A 14,941-nucleotide genomic window follows, 5' to 3' on the forward strand; every position below is an offset into this window, starting at 1 on the left:
TGTAAATACATATTTGTGCAGGGTGTGTTAGATTTATCAGACGAGTCATAAATAGCGCTACCACTTCACTAGGTAGTGAAGTTCTCGCCGGGTCGGAGCAGCAAATGCCGCTCATTACCTACTGCTTAACAAAATCATAGAGATCGTCGATATAGCAACCAATGGCCTTTGCGATCGTTGCTGCCGTAGCAAGCATCATTACTTTCCGGTTGTTCGCATAATCGGAAATTGCAGACTCGCTAATCCCTGTAGCCTCGCTTAACCATTGCTGGTTTCTCTTGATTTCTCTAAGTTTTTGTTTCAGTAGGCATCGACCAGGTTTGTAGCCCATGATCGCGCCTCGCGTATTTACATTATTTTGGGTTGAACAAGAACAGTCGTTCGTATAAAATAAACTTACTAATCGCTTAGAACGAGAATGGAGAATCGCTATGTCTACTGATGAGATTTATGAAATCTTACTTCGGACAAGCAGGGAACAGCTTATGACATTAATGAATACTGCCGCTGATTGCGAAATTGATGAAATGAATAAATTAATAATTCCACTCATCAATCGATTAATTGCTTAGATTAGATGTCTTTTTTAAACGTCTTCAATAAATCTTCGATAATCTTTCTCTTGTCATCTGGCAAATTGATTATTTCATCTGCTATTTTTATTTTCGCAATTACCTCATCATTACTAATGTTATATGCCTCAATTGTTTCTCTAACATTTTCTGAGTATTTTTTATTTTTAGTGTTCGTTCTACCTACAAGATAATCGATCGAAACATCGAAATAGTCTGCAATAATTTCTAGTCGTTCTCTTTTAGGAAGCTCTCCTGTTGTCTCATACCTCCTTATTGAAGAAGCCGGTATTTTTAATTCTTCAGATAATTTATCCTGGGAAAAACCTTTTGATATTCTGAGTTCTTTTAGCCGATCTTTGAACTCGTGACTCATTAAAAACACCATCCTCGCTTTTCCTCCTGTAATTGTAAAGTAAAATGTTCATAAAATAAACGTTCAAAAAGTGAACTTAAAGTATTGACATGTTCAGATATTGAACTTATACTATGATCAAGAAGTTCAAAAAATGAACGAAAGTGAGGTGAACATATTGACTGATAAAGAACTTAAGCCACTTCCTAAATTGACGCAAGCTCGCTTGGAAAAAGGGATGACGCAGGAACAACTTGCAAAGAAGGCTAAAATCACACGTTCTGTACTATCGAACATCGAAAGAGGTTACTCGCTTCCTTCTCTGCCTGTAGCGTATCGTATAGCTAAAGCTTTAGACAAGCCGATCGAGTATCTTTTTTTTAACCGAAATGTTCAAAAAGTGAACAAATCAGCATAGGAGTGATTATGTATGAACCAACTTCAACAATTCATGTACGGTCACAAAGAAGTCCGCAGCACATTAATTGATGGTCAACCTTGGTTTATCGCTAAAGATGTTTGTGATGTTCTTGGATTGACCAATCCAACAATGGCGATTCAAACGCTTGATGAAGATGAACGGGCTAAGTTCAACTTAGGGCGTCAAGGAGAAACAAACATCGTCAACGAACCCGGCCTTTACTCCTTAATCCTCGGAAGCCGAAAACAGGAAGCTAAACAATTCAAACGCTGGATCACGCACGAAGTCATCCCATCTATCCGCCGTACCGGAACTTACGGTATACCAACAAACCTTCCTGATGCGCTGCGATTGGCCGCCGAGATTGAAGAAAAACGTGTCCTATTGGAACAGAAGATCGAACAAGACAAGCCAAAAGTTCATTTTGCTGAATCGGTTGAAATTTCGAAAGATTCCATACTTGTTGCTGATCTCGCAAAGTTATTGAGACAAAAAGGTATAGAGATGGGCGAGCACAGACTTTACAAGTGGCTTCGCGAAGAAGGATATCTTATTAAATCCGGATCAGAGTATAACAAGCCTACACAACGTTCAATGGAAATGGGTCTTTTTGAAATCAAGACAGGCCATCGCGGAAGTTCAGACGGAACAATTAAACTCACCTACACAACAAAGGTTACAGGAAAAGGTCAAATTTACTTCATCAATAAATTTTTAAATGCAGCTTAAACCACAATCCATAGTATGTACGCAATAAATCAATTCAATATATTGTACAACGACACTAATACACTGAAAAGGAAATTATTACAAGGAGGTGCAGCACTATGAAGAAACATTACACTATCGAAGAACTTCCGCCAGTGCTTACTGCGCAGCATATCGCTGACTACCTGTTAATTGCTCGACTAACTGTGTATGGACTGTTTGATTTACCGCCAGAACGTGGAGGGATTCGAAACTTCCCGGTCGGAAAATCACGTAGGGCCATGAAATCGGACTTAATCGACTGGATTAACTCACAGAGAGATCAACAATACGAGGTAGCAAAAAGACGGATGAACCATATCGAAGGTGTGAGATCAATATCTTAAAGGGGTGGGAGCAATGGCTAAATCACGCGAGGAAATGAAACGTCTCTTAACACCGGTTGTACCATACAAAAAGCCGGACAAGCCATTCACACCGCGCTTTGTACCTACATGCGGCTGCGGCGCTGTTGCGGAGTATGAGGTGTACGAGCACAGGGAAGCCCACTGCCGCCGATGCATGCTCGATGCGGTAGACAGCAACGCGTTCACCATTGTTAGACGGATCGGAGGATATGACGATGCCAGTTGACTACATCGTAGACACCACATGTGGCCGTCACTTCTGCTGGAGCGCAACCAGCTACGAAAACTTGATACTTAGCATACAGGATCGCGGATACATGCCGACCTTCATCATGCCACTTAGCGAATATGAAGCGCGGGAACGAGCAATAGAGAAGGAAAGAGAGCTGAAAGAATCTGCTTAAGACGGTACAGGACATTATTCAACACTATAAAGGAGAGACAAAACCAATGACAGTAAAAGAATTAATCGAGGAATTAAGCAAGAAAAATCCTGAAGCTAAAATCTCAGTTATCACCGTTAGAAACCGTGATCAATGGGAATATACTTCCAATCCTAAAGTCACTTCTCACAAGAACAGTTTCGGAGAAACCGTTTGGATCCAATAAGAAAGGAGAGAGTGAAATGGACAAATACGAGAATCACCTTGACGAATGGCGCGAAGAATCTGCTCGGGAGAGATACGAAAGAGAGCAAGCGCGAAAGCCGAAGTACGATCCGAGAGATCCACGATACATTGCACCGGAAGGATACTGCCCAACATGCGAAGACCACACCACTCAAATAGACGCACAAGGATGCTGCAGGAAATGCGGAACGGAGGTTGTGAATAAATGATTTATAAATATATCTGCAAAAGTTGCGATAGCAAACCATTCTATACATGGTTCGAGCCTATTGTAGAAAACCCAGCATTCTGCCCTTGTTGTGGTAATGACGAAGAAGTTGAGTTTGCTGCTGGATTAGAAAATATGACGGAGGAATTTAACAATGCCAAATGAACAAGGTCGTTACAACCGACAGGAAGTGATTGAAAGTGGACTGCCTTACTTTATCCCGCGTTCTGGTAAATGGAATGGAAACACTTATCCGTTCGCTGTACTGCTTAGTAAGACGAGATGCAAAGAGTTAGGCGTTCCGATACTCAGCAATGGACATGAGAATCCTTCAGCATTCTTGTACTCCGCAAATGCCGGTGCTGGTACAAACGACACAGATCATCGTTACTACGCCTTATACGACCGTACAGACGCTTATGAAGAGATCAAAGACAAACTTTATCCTAGGGAGATTATGGGGAGTAAAGATGATGCCGAATAGACTTAAATTCCTTGAACTCGCCAAGATCGCCAATGCCCGGGGAACGTTAACCCAAACTCTTAAACGTGTATATCTGCTGAACTATGTACGGGAGGTGAGAAAAGAACAGGCGACCACTGCAATGGCCGCCAGGGAAAGACTGTTTGAAAATTATTGATGCGCCTATCTTACCACACATTTAGGAGGGAGTACACATGAGCTGGGAAGACATTTACGCACAATTCCAACAATTACAGGATGAAAACGCGGAACTTCGCCGCGAGAATACGAAACTTCAGCGTGAACTCGCTATGGCAAACGACTTGTACGAGCATCTGCAGAATGAACAGGCGTACCGATGAAGACCCGGGACGAGCGTATCCGGTATGTCATCAGGCACCGTGACGGCCACTTCATCAACATTCGCTGCGAGCCTACACACGACTTCATGAAAGTGGATCGATGGGTCACAGAAGATGATGTACAAGCCTTCCTTCATGGGTACTACGCACCGCCTGACCCGGATAATTACTACGCTGTTCCTATAAAAGTCACATATGAACTGGAAACGGAGGTATCGCAATGAGTGAAGAAGTGAAGATGAATCTGTACCAAAAAATTAGCGCGGTCATGAAAGACGTCGAGTATCTTTCCAAGGATGACGCCATTGAGTTCAAATCAACAAAATACAAAGCCATTTCAGAGGAAAAGGTTACTTCTACTGTTCGTGAAAGCCTAATCCGTCACGGTCTTGTAATTCTACCGGTAGAGCAGTCTCACAAACGAGAAGACACGCTGACAACGGTAGATGTGAAATACAAGATCGTGGATATTGACACCGGACAGTTTGAAATGCTGGCAAGCTCCGGTACGGGGGCAGATACCCAGGATAAGGGTGTAGGTAAGGCGATGACATACAGCTACAAATACCTTCTGCTACGTACATTTGCCATCCCTACTGGAGAGGACCCGGACAAGGTTAGCAGCGCAGAGTTGGACGAGAAACAGCGCGTAGAGAGTGAAAAGAAGGCTGCTGAAGAACAGAAGATTATGAAACAAATGGAGATTAAATGGGAAATACTCGCTGGCAGTCTTGACGGGTTTGAACAATGGGTAGACGGCATGAAGAAGAAAAAACATACGATCCATCAGATGCACGAAGTACTGGCAAAGAAATTACTTGAGAAGAACAAGGAGAGTGCCTAAATGTTAAACAAATTCATCTGCATTGGTCGTTGGTCAAAGGATGTCGACTTGAAATATACGAGCTCAGGGAAAGCGGTGGCCTCTTCTTCAATCGCCATTAACGAGCGATACGGAGACAACGATAATACGACATTCCTTCCGGTAGTCATGTGGGGAAAAACGGCAGAGAACACGGCACAGTACAGCGGAAAGGGCCGGATGGTAGCAATTGAGGGGCGCATTCAGGTGCGCTCCTGGGATTCGGACAACGGCAGACGGTACGCGACAGAGGTCGTAGCTGATAACGTTAAATTTCTGGACCGTGCAGAATCGAATGACCGTCAACAACAAGGTTCCGGCCAGTCTGGACGAGACCCATTCGCCGGAGACGGTAAACCTATCGACATCTCAGACGATGACCTACCGTTCTAGGAGGTCATGCACATGGCACATATCGACGAATACATTCAAAATATCGTCAAACTACGCGCTGAAGCAGACGAGCTGCCGGAGGACAACCCCGGCGCTCTCCTTCGGAAAATTAATCTTCTGACCACATGCCTAATGTACATTGGCCGCGTGTCTAGCCAAATTGACGGAGACTACAAGCGAAAATATGCCGAACGTAAATATGAACAGGCTAAGGCTCACAGGGAAGCAGCTAAAGACAAAGCGGCATCCGCAGAAATCGCAGTAAAAGACCTTCGCCAAGAAGAAGCCGATCTATACCAGAACATGAGCCGGTGGAGAAACGCTCTCAGCAGCACAACGGAAGAACTGCATGCGCTGAAATTGAAGTTAAAAATCGACTTCCAACAGGGGGCATGATGATGCGAAAGAAGCAGAAGAAGCCTGTAATGCCTTGGCGCGTCGGTATCCTTGATCACCACAAGCGCGATAAGCGTCTCAGAGGCGCGATCACCAAAGTCACGCCAAATGTACGATCGGAAGTAAATCGCCGCTCTATGGAGCTTATTGGCGCTGATATTCCGGTCTGTGAGCGGTGCGGTACATCGAAGAATCTAAGCAAGGCGCACATCCTGGAAGCATCACATCTTGGCCCAGGATATGATCCGGCAAACATCATGAACTTATGCGGTACTCACGGCTTCAAAGGCACTTGCCATGATTGGGCAGATAACACCTTTGAAGGAAGGCAGTTCAAGAAGCAATACGGCGCCATGCTCAAACTTTACTACGCTGAAGGCAACGGCAAGAACTACTGGTCATACAAGGAGGAAGCATAATGAAACTGTTCGCCAAATTCACACGACGTTCCAGACAGTCTATACGCCCTCAGGACGAACGCTTCATCCGTTCGGTGGAATCTATCGAACAAACGCTGAAACGCTCTCTACGAGGCGCAGAGTACCGTGTGCTGTTCTCCTTCGACGACGATCAAGCATGGTTGATTACAAATCTAGTAAAGGAGGCATCCGATGGATCGCAAACAAGTAATCAAAGATATCGACAAGATACTACGCACCGAATGTGACCACTGCGAAATGAAGAAGCTGCCGGGATACCGTTCATCCTCCAGCAATCGCCTGAGTCACCACTGTATCAATGAGTGCGAGGTAGGACAGAAGCTGCAAGGTATGAGCGTCAAGCTCAACGATACGTTACCGCGCAATATGAGGAAGGGGAAGAGCGCATGAGTGACATGGTAAATAATCCACCGCATTATACAGCCGGTAAAGTGGAGTGTATTGACGCAATAGACGCAGCAACAACCGGCCTAACCGGCAGTGAGGCGTATTGCACAGGCGCAGCGTTGAAATATCTCTGGCGCTGGAAACGAAAGAATGGGCTGGAGGACTTGAAAAAGGCTCAGTGGTACATCAATCGGCTGATTCAAGAACAGGAGGACACGAAATGACGCTCCAAGAACGCATCAAAGCATTAATCGACGTATGGGAAAACGCCGCAATCGTCTACGCGCAAACCTTGGAGGAGGACAAGAGGTACGGCGATTACGGCGGCATCCAGCACTGTGAGCATATGATCCAGTTTAGCCGGAAGAAGGTGGAGGAGCTGGAATCGGAGCTTAGGCAGATTATGAGTGCTTAATACTCCTTCTTAGGAGGAACGAACTCCAGTAACTCACCAATTCCAATGCCGAAATAGTCGCAGAGCGCTTCAATGGTGGAATAGTCGATACGGATATTCGTCCCATCATAAAGACGGCCTAACGCTGGAGCGCTCACGCCTGTTTCCTTTGACAATTTATTGATACTACGAATCTTTTTTTCAGCCATTAGCATTGGTAGATTACTTTTTATCATCACTTATCACCTAAAACTATAATACTCATAACAACTTATAAGTAAACGGTATAAGCGTAAATATAACGGTAACGTTGAAATTAAAACGGTAACGTGTTATATTAAATATAACAAATGATATGGAGGAGTTGAACAGCATGAACACGGTGACGACGTTCCAAGTAAAAATACCGGATGATGTTAACCGCAAGATTAAGGCAGACGCGGCAGCTATCGGGAAGACCAAACATGAGTGGATCATGAACGCCATCATCAAGCAATTGAGTGAAAATGGCAAGGCGGTGTAAACCGTGGCTAAAAAGGCACCATTCTTTTCTCATGATATGAACGCCAGATACGACCCGAAGATGTCAGCAATGCGCGGTGTTTATGGTGCTGAAGGCTACGGTTGGTTCTGGATGCTGATTGAAATGATGGCTGAGGCAGATGGATACCAATTGGACTATAAAAGCAAATACGTATTCAATGCATATGCAATGCAATTGCAATGCAAACCTGAGCAAGTTAGTAAATTTGTATCAGATTGCATAGATGAGTTTGAACTTTTTGCATCGGACGACAGCTATTTTTGGTCCAATTCTCTACGAAAAAGGATGCAATATCGTGACTCTGTATCCGAAAAAAGGGCCGCAGCAGCTAATAAACGGTGGGAAAACCAACAATCAAATGCAAATGCATCAAATGAAGATGCAAATGCAATGCAAAGTGATGCAAACAAAACTAAACAAAACAAAACAAAACTAAACTATCAAGAAGACGACATATCTCCCAATCAATTGATACTTGGATGGATCAATAAATACAGTCTGAAATGCAAAGGTGTGAACCAGCTTGAAGAAATAACATCTTTCGTCGGAATAGTGGACATTGAAGTTATCGAGTTGGCAATAAAGAAGGCTGAAAAGAAGAATGTGCCTTATGCGATCCAAATCATTCAGGATTTGATTTCAGAAGGAAAAACAACAAAAGAGTCAGTGCAACCATCCAGAGTAGTGAAACTCGAGAAGGAGCAAAAGGCCACTTCATACCAAGATCATGTCATGAAACTCCAGCAAGAAATGAGGAACCGAAATGAATATGCCGATGGAGACGCAGTTAATCTCTGAACAGCACATTCAGGCCGAACGAAGCGTTATAGCGGTTGTGCTGCAAGGGAAAAACGTATTGGACGAGCTAGCCGGATACATTTTGCCCGAAGATTTTCAGGAAATCGCATTCCGGCATGTCTACCAAGCGGCGTTATCCCTTTATAACAAGAACGAGCCGGTTGACATCGTGACCATTAGCGCAAAGCTTCAGCAGCAAAAGGTACTTGAAGAAATCGGCGGTGTGACAAACCTTTCTCGCATCGCTAGTTCCGAAATTACAGCTTTCAACACGATGTATTACGCAAAGATCATTAAGCGTCAGTCCATACGTGTTAAAGGATTGGCACTGTCCGGAGATATACAAGCAGTCACGTTCGAGGACGACTTTGAAACGCCAGAAGAATATTTGCAGATCATTGACAGCCTTGTATCGCAGATGCGTCCTGAAACCAAAGGAGCGATGAAGGGATTTTCTGACACTCAGGACGATTACATGGAATTCATTCAAACCAAAACGACAAATATCAAAACGGGATTCCAGAAATTTGACGACTGGTCAGGTGGAATCGGAAGAGGATGGCTGTACATAATGGCAGGCCGTCCGAGCATTGGTAAAACGGCAAAAGCGTTGCAAATGGCAGTATGTATGGCTAGGCAAGACGCCGGAGACGTTCTGATATGGTCGCTCGAAATGACGACAAACCAGTTAAAGGACCGGATGATATCAAACATGTCCGGCGTGAACTATGGGCAGATCAGACAAAAACAGGTCGGAGAGTTTGAGTTGAAGCGAATACAGAAGGCTCATGATACGCTTAACAACTACGCTTTGATGATCGACGACAGCCCGGGCGTAACTTTCGATCACGTTAGGGCAACGGCAAGGCAGATTCACCGCAAGAAAGGACGGTTGGGAGCCATATTCGTGGACTATCTCACCCGGATGAACATCAAGCAGCAAAAAGGAGAAACATGGAGCCGGTCGGTTGGCGAGGTTGCGAAGCGTTTTAAGTGGCTGGCCCAGGAGTTGGATTGCCCGGTTATCCTGCTGGCCCAGCTAAGCCGGGAAGGAGCAGAGGGAGCGCCGCAGCTTCATCACTTACGGGATTCCGGGGAGATCGAGCAAGAGGCCGACACGGTTGAGTTCCTATGGCAAGACCCGGAAGAGACGAGCCGTGATGGAGTTGTCGTCCAATCAACGATAGCGAAGGGCCGGCATACAGGAACGGCAGCTTTTAAGTACTTGTTCAAAGGATGGGTTCAAAGATATGAAGACTACCGATAGGGGATGATCACATGAAATATCACTTTTTCAACCGATGGGAAGTATATGAATTCATCAAACAACAGAGATGGCGCGATAATGAGATCAATACACGGATGATTATGGATGCTTTCCCGGGTATCGAACCTGAAGAAGTTTCGGAAGGAATCGAGGAATATAAGGCTGCAAAATGGCTAAAGAAGGGCGCATAGCAGACCAATGGGAAGAAGAGACGGAACAGAGAGGGTGAAGGGTATGGAATATCAGGAATACGAAAATGCCTTAGATGCTGGATTTACATTTCAGTGTAACGAGTGCAATCAAGAAATAACAAAAGAAGATGGATGGGTATGGATGAACGGAAATTTATACTGCTCAGACTGCGAAGAATAAATGAACGGTTGGGAAGAGAAGAAAGAAGAGGCAGCTTAACAAGGGAGGAAACAGGGATGAAGGTACACGAGCTCAAGAAACTATTAGAACACTGTGAAGACGATTGGGATATCTGCTACGTCTCAAATGCTTCACCAGATGACGAAGTTGTAGATATCGAAGAATTGAATGAAGATCACAACTATCCGCGAACATACATTTTGTTTTAAAACATCTCCACAGCTAATACAAGCCACACACAGACGTTTTAGACACAAAGGTAAGCATTTATGCGGGAAGTACATTTAAACGCATATACGGGGTGTATAGAAGGTATAGAGAGGATGGATTGACAATGGAAGAACAAGAGAAGGTTTCAAAACGCGCTTTGGAACGCTGGAACAAAGGTGAAGTTGACAAAGATTACGTGATGTTACTGGCAAATGAAGTTGACAAGGGGAGAAAAACAATCCAAAAGCTACAAGGTGACCTACTTGAAATGAAATCGGCATTTGAAGTTACAGAAGAAAGCAGCGCTGTGTTCGACGAAGACGCATGTGTGGAGTTCATTTTCAATGATTTGATTAAACGCGGGATCGCCGTGAGTGTCGATGATATCGCACTAATCATGAAACTTGAATATGACTACGGCGTGCAGGCTGGCGTTTACCCGCAGACTGAAGAATAAAAGGCCGAAGGGCTCCGAATCGACCGAATCCGCTTAACGAATGTGGGGGCCGTATACGGGGTTTCTTACCACCAAAGGAGGATAATAACCATGAGTATGACACCAGAACGGATAGAAGAGATCAAAAAAGCCATTCCAGAAGCAGAAAAATTCATTGAACAGAATAAAATTTTTATCCAACTAGGTTTAGATGGATTTACAGACGAAGTTTTTTCTGATATGCGTTACCTTCTGGCTGCTCTGGAAGAGGCACAGCAACAAGCAGCCGAGTGGGAAAAGAACGCCCGCACCGAATACCGGATACACAACGAAGTACAGGACGAATTACGGGTGGCACAGCAGACCATAGCCCGGCAACGGGAGGCGCTGGAGAAGATCGAAGAAGAACTGACCGACGATACGACGGAGCGCGCACAGCAAATCAACGCCATAATCGGGGCCGCCCTTGGGGAAGGTGTTGAGTCATGACACAAGTACAGGATACCCGGGATATGGCGGCATACCAAGTGTTAAAGGATCATACGGCCTCCGGCTTCGCCTAAGCGGATTCGGTCGAGACGATGTAAGCCGTAATAGACGCATATAGCGAAGGAGTGAGAAGCGTGAAATCGTATAAGATTTTGCTTTTGAAACATGATGGGACGAAGCCGATTGTTTCAAGTGGGGCTGACGAAAAGAAAATGCGCAAGGCATTTGATACTTTGAAGAAATCGGCATTTCAAGATTATGAATTTGTCGATTTTGATACCTCTGATGATCTGAAGCCCGATACAAATGCGCACGATAACATTGCAAGGGTTATAGCTAGGAATTTGGTTGCTTGGGATACATCGAAGGATAAGCGAGAAGGTTTGTTGCCAGAAGTGTATTTGACCAACAAGCAACTGTATATGCAACTGACTGGCGAGGAGTATTCCCAACATAAAGCGATGAAGAAATTCCATATTGACGATGACTATTGCTGAACAGTCCGACTAAATAGCACATCTGGCCGACAGGCCATCGGCACCGACCGAATAAGCCTAACGAAGTGGGGGCCGAATACAGGGTTAGAGGGGCTTAACCACCCCTCTCCAAGGGAGGGATACAAGAAGATGAGAAGATGCTACAACTGCGAATGCGAGATTCCACCAGAAACTGAACATTACATTATTGATGGAGAAGGATACTGCACCGATTGCGTAGAGTCCAAGCCTTACACAGCCTACAACTACTACATCGACGGAGAATATGCCGGATGCTCGGAAGACGATACTGTCAGCCACGTTGAAGCATACGAAGATGAGTATGAGATTGAGGAGGTAAACCCCCAATGACCCAAGACAAGCGAGACTGGCAGCAAGAGAAGTACGAAAACCTAATTAAGCGTTGTGAGATGATGAAATCTTACGGCGAGACCATTTGTGTTGATCCATCAGCAATAATCTCTCTTATCGAAACAGCAGCCCGTGCTGATGCAGCAGAGGACCGGGAACAACGGCTGAAAGAGGCGCTGGAGAAGATACGTGACGATTGCGATCCGAACGACTGGTATTTTGGACCGCTACACAAGGAGATTAACGCCATTTTATCCACCCTTTACCCAGATACCCCAGCACCCAAGGAGGGCGAATAGATCATGACAACCAAATTTAAAAGAGGCGATGTTGTTCAATGGACCAGCCAGAGCCAAGGAGTTACAACAACAAAACGAGGAACTGTTCATCAAAAGGTTCTTGTAATGCACAATCCCAAACATTTTATCCCAAAAGAAGCAAAACCAAGCCATATTAAATTTGATCTTCGGGTCGCGGGGTTTGAACGTTATATTATCGCCGTTCCCCGCGGCGGAAAGTCGCAGATTATAGATTACTACTGCCCGAAGCCCGGACTGCTGCAGCAGGTTGAGGAAGGAGATAACCAATGACACTCACAAGGGAAGAGATACTAAACCGGACGCCGGGGCCGGAACTGGACGCACTCATTGCTGAACACATCTTTCGGTGGCGGAGAATAAAAGGTCCGAGCTTTGACTATGACGGACCTTGTGATTCAAATGATGTACTTGTTCCACCAACTATAACAAGCCAAGAAGAAGCATTTAGGTACATGCCGCCAAAGGGAGCTATACCTTTCACCTATTTTGTAAATCGTGGTTGGTCAAAGGACATATCCGCAGCATGGGAAGTAGTAGACAAGATGCGTAATAACAAAATCTATTTGGACGTAAGAGTATGGCCGGTCGATTACCAAGTATTGCCGCATCAAGATGAAAACAACAAACTCGTTGATCGGTGGATCGTGAAGAAGCAGAGTCTGCCAGAATCCATATGCAAGGCTGCATTACTGGCTGTACTGAACTTATAAGGGGGCTGAGACCCCAAACATTTAGGTATAAGGGGGATAAGAGGATATGATCCGCATACACAGCTATAGCGGAGGCGTCGGAAGCATGACGGCAGCCAAGAGAGACGCTGATGCCAATGGAACAGACGACATGGTGCTGCTGTTTACGGACACATTGATTGAGGACAAGGACCTTTATCGTTTCATGATTGAATCAGCAGCATATCTCTTTAAACTTCCCAAGCCACTGCATCTGATATCACGTTGCTCAAGCATCCCGGATGTAGACAAGGACATAGACGTGCGGAAAGTATATCTGGCCGAACTTGCAGCAGCCACAACGGCTTATATTCCTCAACTGCGCTGGATAAGTGACGGACGGGAGCCATGGGAAGTATTTCGTGACAGGCGATGGATCGGAAACAGCCGAGTTGCTCAGTGCTCCGAAGAACTTAAGCAGAAGCTTTCTCGAAATTGGGTGAAGGATCGCTACAAACCAGGAGACGCCGTTATATACTTCGGCATCGACTGGACGGAAATGCACCGGATCGAAGGAATAGAAAAGGGCTGGTCGCCGTATGAGTGCCGATTCCCGATGACCGAGCAGCCGTACCTCTACAAGTCCGATATGCTGCATGGCCTAAAGCGGTACGGTATCAAAGCACCACGTCTATACAACATGGGGTTTGCACATAACAACTGCGGTGGATTCTGCGTACGGGGTGGACAAGGACACTTTATCAATCTGCTCCAGGAGAACCGGGAATTGTACCTATACCACGAAGCGCAAGAGTTGGAGATGCAAGAATACCTCGGCCGGCCGGACGTAACCATTCTAACCAGAACGGTCAAAGGTCAGGAAGAAAGCTTATCCCTTCGGAAGTTACGGGAAGAGTGGGATACCGGGCTGGGGTTGCAAACGCGAATTGATTTAGGCGACATCGGAGGGTGCGGATGCTATATCTGATGCACTTGGCCGAAGGCGATCAATTCGACTGAATCACCTAGCGCAGCGGGGGCCGTATACGGGCTCCCCATAAAGAGAGGAATAAACACTTATGAGTAGTCAAAAACGTAAACATAAACGTATACATCCTATTCCGGTTGTATCTTCATTCAGTCCACCTAACCTTGAAACCACATATAGCGAATGCACAAGTCGCATGATGACACCGGAAGAACATGCAGAGGTGATCGCCAAGTACGGACCTCCATTAATGCCGCTGCATTCCCATAAAAACCATTACATGAGCGGAAAGAAGGAGAGAGAATGAAGGACTGTAAAGCCGGGGATCGCATAAGGATTGCGGTTAGGGTGCTGGAATCCCATGGTGGCGTAGCGACGGTGCTTCAGATTGGCGGAGAAACGTATGTGATGCAGGAGGTGAAGAAATGAGAAGCAGCCTAAAGCATAAATACGGAGCGGTGAAGACGGTTGTAGGCGATATTGTTTTCGACAGCAAGAAAGAAGCGCGGAGATATAAAGAGTTAATGCTCATGAAACGCGCTGGGATCGTCACAGACGTGCAGTTGCAGCCGGTATATGAATTAGTACCGAAGTTCACGCACAAGGCCACAGGAGAGAAAATACGGGCCGTAACGTATAAGGGTGATTTCCTTGTTACCTACGCAGACGGACGCCAAGAAATCGAGGATGCCAAAGGGATGAAGACGGAGGTTTACAAGCTCAAACGCAAACTGTTCATGAATAAGTATCCGGAATTGACCATAAAGGAGGTATGAATATGACCATACAGCAACCATTTGCTAGTTTAATATTCATCGCCGCTATGTTTGCAAGCGGGCTTTACTGGCGCAGGAAAGAAACGCATAACATGTGCTTTTACATGGGAATTGCCATTATTGCGATGGTATCCATGAAATGAAATACGCCGAACTCATAGATAAATGCAGATGGCATGAAATCGACGGCATATCCATCCTTACGAACAATGCATACGGGCTTATCGG

The 14,941-nt window shown here is 45.3% G+C and carries 38 protein-coding genes; 35 read left to right on the forward strand and 3 right to left on the reverse strand.

What is annotated here, in order from left to right; translation table 11 throughout:
- Positions 1-118 precede the first annotated feature (118 nt).
- Together PSAB_RS06030 and PSAB_RS06035 are read right to left on the reverse strand one after the other, a co-directional pair.
- Positions 119-331, reverse strand: coding sequence for a helix-turn-helix domain-containing protein (locus tag PSAB_RS06030; RefSeq protein ID WP_025333675.1), 213 nt, complete (start codon positions 329-331; stop codon positions 119-121).
- 242 nt (positions 332-573) lie between these two features.
- Positions 574-960: a helix-turn-helix domain-containing protein gene (locus PSAB_RS06035; protein ID WP_025333676.1), complete on the reverse strand. Its 387-nt coding sequence runs from the start codon at positions 958-960 to the stop codon at positions 574-576.
- A 121-nt stretch (positions 961-1,081) separates the two neighbouring features.
- Here PSAB_RS06035 and PSAB_RS06040 point away from each other — a divergent pair, with 121 nt between their 5' ends.
- The 18 genes from PSAB_RS06040 to PSAB_RS06110 all read left to right on the forward strand — a co-directional run bounded on the left by PSAB_RS06040 (position 1,082) and on the right by PSAB_RS06110 (position 7,018).
- On the forward strand, positions 1,082-1,345 hold the full coding sequence (locus tag PSAB_RS06040) for a helix-turn-helix transcriptional regulator (RefSeq protein ID WP_025333677.1): 264 nt from the start codon (positions 1,082-1,084) through the stop codon (positions 1,343-1,345).
- 12 nt (positions 1,346-1,357) lie between these two features.
- Complete coding sequence (locus PSAB_RS06045; RefSeq protein WP_025333678.1) at positions 1,358-2,077, forward strand: phage antirepressor; 720 nt, start codon at positions 1,358-1,360, stop codon at positions 2,075-2,077.
- 98 nt (positions 2,078-2,175) lie between these two features.
- Complete coding sequence (locus PSAB_RS06050; RefSeq protein ID WP_025333679.1) at positions 2,176-2,442, forward strand: MerR family transcriptional regulator; 267 nt, start codon at positions 2,176-2,178, stop codon at positions 2,440-2,442.
- Positions 2,443-2,455: 13 nt separating this feature from the next.
- Positions 2,456-2,689 (forward strand): hypothetical protein, encoded by a 234-nt coding sequence (locus PSAB_RS06055; RefSeq protein ID WP_025333680.1) that lies wholly within the window; start codon positions 2,456-2,458, stop codon positions 2,687-2,689.
- Complete coding sequence (locus PSAB_RS06060; protein WP_025333681.1) at positions 2,679-2,867, forward strand: hypothetical protein; 189 nt, start codon at positions 2,679-2,681, stop codon at positions 2,865-2,867. Before PSAB_RS06055 ends, PSAB_RS06060 begins: the two co-directional genes overlap by 11 nt.
- A 46-nt stretch (positions 2,868-2,913) precedes the next feature.
- Positions 2,914-3,072 carry a hypothetical protein gene (locus tag PSAB_RS25690; RefSeq protein ID WP_158442559.1) on the forward strand — a complete coding sequence of 53 codons (159 nt, stop codon included), beginning with the start codon at positions 2,914-2,916 and terminating at the stop codon, positions 3,070-3,072.
- Entirely contained in the window at positions 3,060-3,251 is a 192-nt protein-coding gene (locus PSAB_RS25695) for a hypothetical protein (RefSeq protein WP_158442560.1), read from the forward strand. Before PSAB_RS25690 ends, PSAB_RS25695 begins: the two co-directional genes overlap by 13 nt.
- Positions 3,252-3,297: 46 nt before the next feature.
- On the forward strand, positions 3,298-3,465 hold the full coding sequence (locus PSAB_RS25700; protein WP_158442561.1) for a hypothetical protein: 168 nt from the start codon (positions 3,298-3,300) through the stop codon (positions 3,463-3,465).
- Positions 3,455-3,784 carry a hypothetical protein gene (locus PSAB_RS06070; protein WP_025333683.1) on the forward strand — a complete coding sequence of 110 codons (330 nt, stop codon included), beginning with the start codon at positions 3,455-3,457 and terminating at the stop codon, positions 3,782-3,784. The genes PSAB_RS25700 and PSAB_RS06070 overlap by 11 nt, the downstream gene beginning before the upstream one ends.
- Positions 3,771-3,941 carry a hypothetical protein gene (locus PSAB_RS25705; RefSeq protein ID WP_158442562.1) on the forward strand — a complete coding sequence of 57 codons (171 nt, stop codon included), beginning with the start codon at positions 3,771-3,773 and terminating at the stop codon, positions 3,939-3,941. The genes PSAB_RS06070 and PSAB_RS25705 overlap by 14 nt, the downstream gene beginning before the upstream one ends.
- Positions 3,942-3,978: 37 nt before the next feature.
- On the forward strand, positions 3,979-4,125 hold the full coding sequence (locus PSAB_RS25710) for a hypothetical protein (protein ID WP_158442563.1): 147 nt from the start codon (positions 3,979-3,981) through the stop codon (positions 4,123-4,125).
- Positions 4,126-4,345: 220 nt separating this feature from the next.
- Positions 4,346-4,969 (forward strand): ERF family protein, encoded by a 624-nt coding sequence (locus tag PSAB_RS24485; protein ID WP_025333685.1) that lies wholly within the window; start codon positions 4,346-4,348, stop codon positions 4,967-4,969.
- On the forward strand, positions 4,970-5,380 hold the full coding sequence (gene ssb / locus PSAB_RS06085; RefSeq protein WP_025333686.1) for a single-stranded DNA-binding protein: 411 nt from the start codon (positions 4,970-4,972) through the stop codon (positions 5,378-5,380).
- A 12-nt stretch (positions 5,381-5,392) separates the two neighbouring features.
- Positions 5,393-5,776: a hypothetical protein gene (locus PSAB_RS06090; protein WP_025333687.1), complete on the forward strand. Its 384-nt coding sequence runs from the start codon at positions 5,393-5,395 to the stop codon at positions 5,774-5,776.
- Positions 5,777-5,778: 2 nt separating this feature from the next.
- Positions 5,779-6,195: a hypothetical protein gene (locus PSAB_RS06095; RefSeq protein ID WP_051529729.1), complete on the forward strand. Its 417-nt coding sequence runs from the start codon at positions 5,779-5,781 to the stop codon at positions 6,193-6,195.
- Between the two features lie 192 nt (positions 6,196-6,387).
- Positions 6,388-6,606 (forward strand): zinc-finger domain-containing protein, encoded by a 219-nt coding sequence (locus tag PSAB_RS06100; RefSeq protein ID WP_025333689.1) that lies wholly within the window; start codon positions 6,388-6,390, stop codon positions 6,604-6,606.
- Positions 6,603-6,827, forward strand: a complete 225-nt coding sequence (locus tag PSAB_RS06105; RefSeq protein WP_025333690.1) for a DUF3310 domain-containing protein — start codon at positions 6,603-6,605, stop codon at positions 6,825-6,827. Before PSAB_RS06100 ends, PSAB_RS06105 begins: the two co-directional genes overlap by 4 nt.
- Complete coding sequence (locus PSAB_RS06110; protein WP_025333691.1) at positions 6,824-7,018, forward strand: hypothetical protein; 195 nt, start codon at positions 6,824-6,826, stop codon at positions 7,016-7,018. The genes PSAB_RS06105 and PSAB_RS06110 overlap by 4 nt, the downstream gene beginning before the upstream one ends.
- Here the strand turns inward: PSAB_RS06110 and PSAB_RS06115 are convergent.
- Positions 7,015-7,233, reverse strand: a complete 219-nt coding sequence (locus tag PSAB_RS06115) for a helix-turn-helix domain-containing protein (RefSeq protein WP_025333692.1) — start codon at positions 7,231-7,233, stop codon at positions 7,015-7,017. The two genes, PSAB_RS06110 and PSAB_RS06115, sit on opposite strands and share 4 nt — an antisense overlap.
- 137 nt (positions 7,234-7,370) lie before the next feature.
- Here PSAB_RS06115 and PSAB_RS25715 point away from each other — a divergent pair, with 137 nt between their 5' ends.
- From PSAB_RS25715 to PSAB_RS25725, 17 genes are all read left to right on the forward strand, one after another.
- Positions 7,371-7,520 (forward strand): hypothetical protein, encoded by a 150-nt coding sequence (locus tag PSAB_RS25715; RefSeq protein ID WP_158442564.1) that lies wholly within the window; start codon positions 7,371-7,373, stop codon positions 7,518-7,520.
- Positions 7,521-7,523: 3 nt separating this feature from the next.
- Positions 7,524-8,339, forward strand: a complete 816-nt coding sequence (locus tag PSAB_RS06120; RefSeq protein WP_025333693.1) for a DUF4373 domain-containing protein — start codon at positions 7,524-7,526, stop codon at positions 8,337-8,339.
- A complete protein-coding gene (locus PSAB_RS06125) occupies positions 8,305-9,606 on the forward strand; it encodes a replicative DNA helicase (RefSeq protein ID WP_025333694.1) in 1,302 nt (433 codons plus the stop codon). Before PSAB_RS06120 ends, PSAB_RS06125 begins: the two co-directional genes overlap by 35 nt.
- An 11-nt stretch (positions 9,607-9,617) precedes the next feature.
- Entirely contained in the window at positions 9,618-9,797 is a 180-nt protein-coding gene (locus PSAB_RS06130) for a hypothetical protein (protein WP_025333695.1), read from the forward strand.
- 43 nt (positions 9,798-9,840) lie between these two features.
- Complete coding sequence (locus PSAB_RS26535; protein WP_158442565.1) at positions 9,841-9,978, forward strand: LIM domain-containing protein; 138 nt, start codon at positions 9,841-9,843, stop codon at positions 9,976-9,978.
- The gene (locus tag PSAB_RS25860) at positions 9,936-10,187 is read left to right on the forward strand and encodes a hypothetical protein (RefSeq protein ID WP_144240484.1); all 252 of its coding nucleotides are present in this window, start codon (positions 9,936-9,938) and stop codon (positions 10,185-10,187) included. Before PSAB_RS26535 ends, PSAB_RS25860 begins: the two co-directional genes overlap by 43 nt.
- Before the next feature lie 125 nt (positions 10,188-10,312).
- Positions 10,313-10,645, forward strand: a complete 333-nt coding sequence (locus PSAB_RS06135) for a hypothetical protein (RefSeq protein ID WP_025333696.1) — start codon at positions 10,313-10,315, stop codon at positions 10,643-10,645.
- A 90-nt stretch (positions 10,646-10,735) separates the two neighbouring features.
- Entirely contained in the window at positions 10,736-11,113 is a 378-nt protein-coding gene (locus PSAB_RS06140) for a hypothetical protein (RefSeq protein ID WP_025333697.1), read from the forward strand.
- A gap of 134 nt (positions 11,114-11,247) precedes the next feature.
- Positions 11,248-11,610, forward strand: a complete 363-nt coding sequence (locus PSAB_RS06145; protein WP_025333698.1) for a hypothetical protein — start codon at positions 11,248-11,250, stop codon at positions 11,608-11,610.
- A 129-nt stretch (positions 11,611-11,739) separates the two neighbouring features.
- Complete coding sequence (locus PSAB_RS06150) at positions 11,740-11,961, forward strand: hypothetical protein (RefSeq protein ID WP_025333699.1); 222 nt, start codon at positions 11,740-11,742, stop codon at positions 11,959-11,961.
- The gene (locus PSAB_RS06155; protein ID WP_025333700.1) at positions 11,958-12,260 is read left to right on the forward strand and encodes a hypothetical protein; all 303 of its coding nucleotides are present in this window, start codon (positions 11,958-11,960) and stop codon (positions 12,258-12,260) included. Before PSAB_RS06150 ends, PSAB_RS06155 begins: the two co-directional genes overlap by 4 nt.
- A gap of 3 nt (positions 12,261-12,263) precedes the next feature.
- The gene (locus PSAB_RS06160) at positions 12,264-12,551 is read left to right on the forward strand and encodes a hypothetical protein (protein WP_025333701.1); all 288 of its coding nucleotides are present in this window, start codon (positions 12,264-12,266) and stop codon (positions 12,549-12,551) included.
- On the forward strand, positions 12,548-12,991 hold the full coding sequence (locus PSAB_RS06165) for a BC1872 family protein (RefSeq protein WP_025333702.1): 444 nt from the start codon (positions 12,548-12,550) through the stop codon (positions 12,989-12,991). Before PSAB_RS06160 ends, PSAB_RS06165 begins: the two co-directional genes overlap by 4 nt.
- Positions 12,992-13,076: 85 nt before the next feature.
- Positions 13,077-13,937, forward strand: coding sequence for a hypothetical protein (locus PSAB_RS06170; RefSeq protein ID WP_144240485.1), 861 nt, complete (start codon positions 13,077-13,079; stop codon positions 13,935-13,937).
- A 303-nt stretch (positions 13,938-14,240) separates the two neighbouring features.
- A complete protein-coding gene (locus PSAB_RS26355) occupies positions 14,241-14,366 on the forward strand; it encodes a hypothetical protein (RefSeq protein WP_264370895.1) in 126 nt (41 codons plus the stop codon).
- Complete coding sequence (locus tag PSAB_RS06175) at positions 14,363-14,713, forward strand: DUF1064 domain-containing protein (protein ID WP_025333704.1); 351 nt, start codon at positions 14,363-14,365, stop codon at positions 14,711-14,713. The genes PSAB_RS26355 and PSAB_RS06175 overlap by 4 nt, the downstream gene beginning before the upstream one ends.
- Positions 14,714-14,715: 2 nt before the next feature.
- Positions 14,716-14,856 carry a hypothetical protein gene (locus PSAB_RS25725; RefSeq protein ID WP_158442567.1) on the forward strand — a complete coding sequence of 47 codons (141 nt, stop codon included), beginning with the start codon at positions 14,716-14,718 and terminating at the stop codon, positions 14,854-14,856.
- The last annotated feature ends 85 nt before the right edge of the window (positions 14,857-14,941 follow it).

The sequence above is a fragment of the Paenibacillus sabinae T27 genome (assembly GCF_000612505.1).
In the GTDB taxonomy this organism is placed as follows: domain Bacteria; phylum Bacillota; class Bacilli; order Paenibacillales; family Paenibacillaceae; genus Paenibacillus_AQ; species Paenibacillus_AQ sabinae.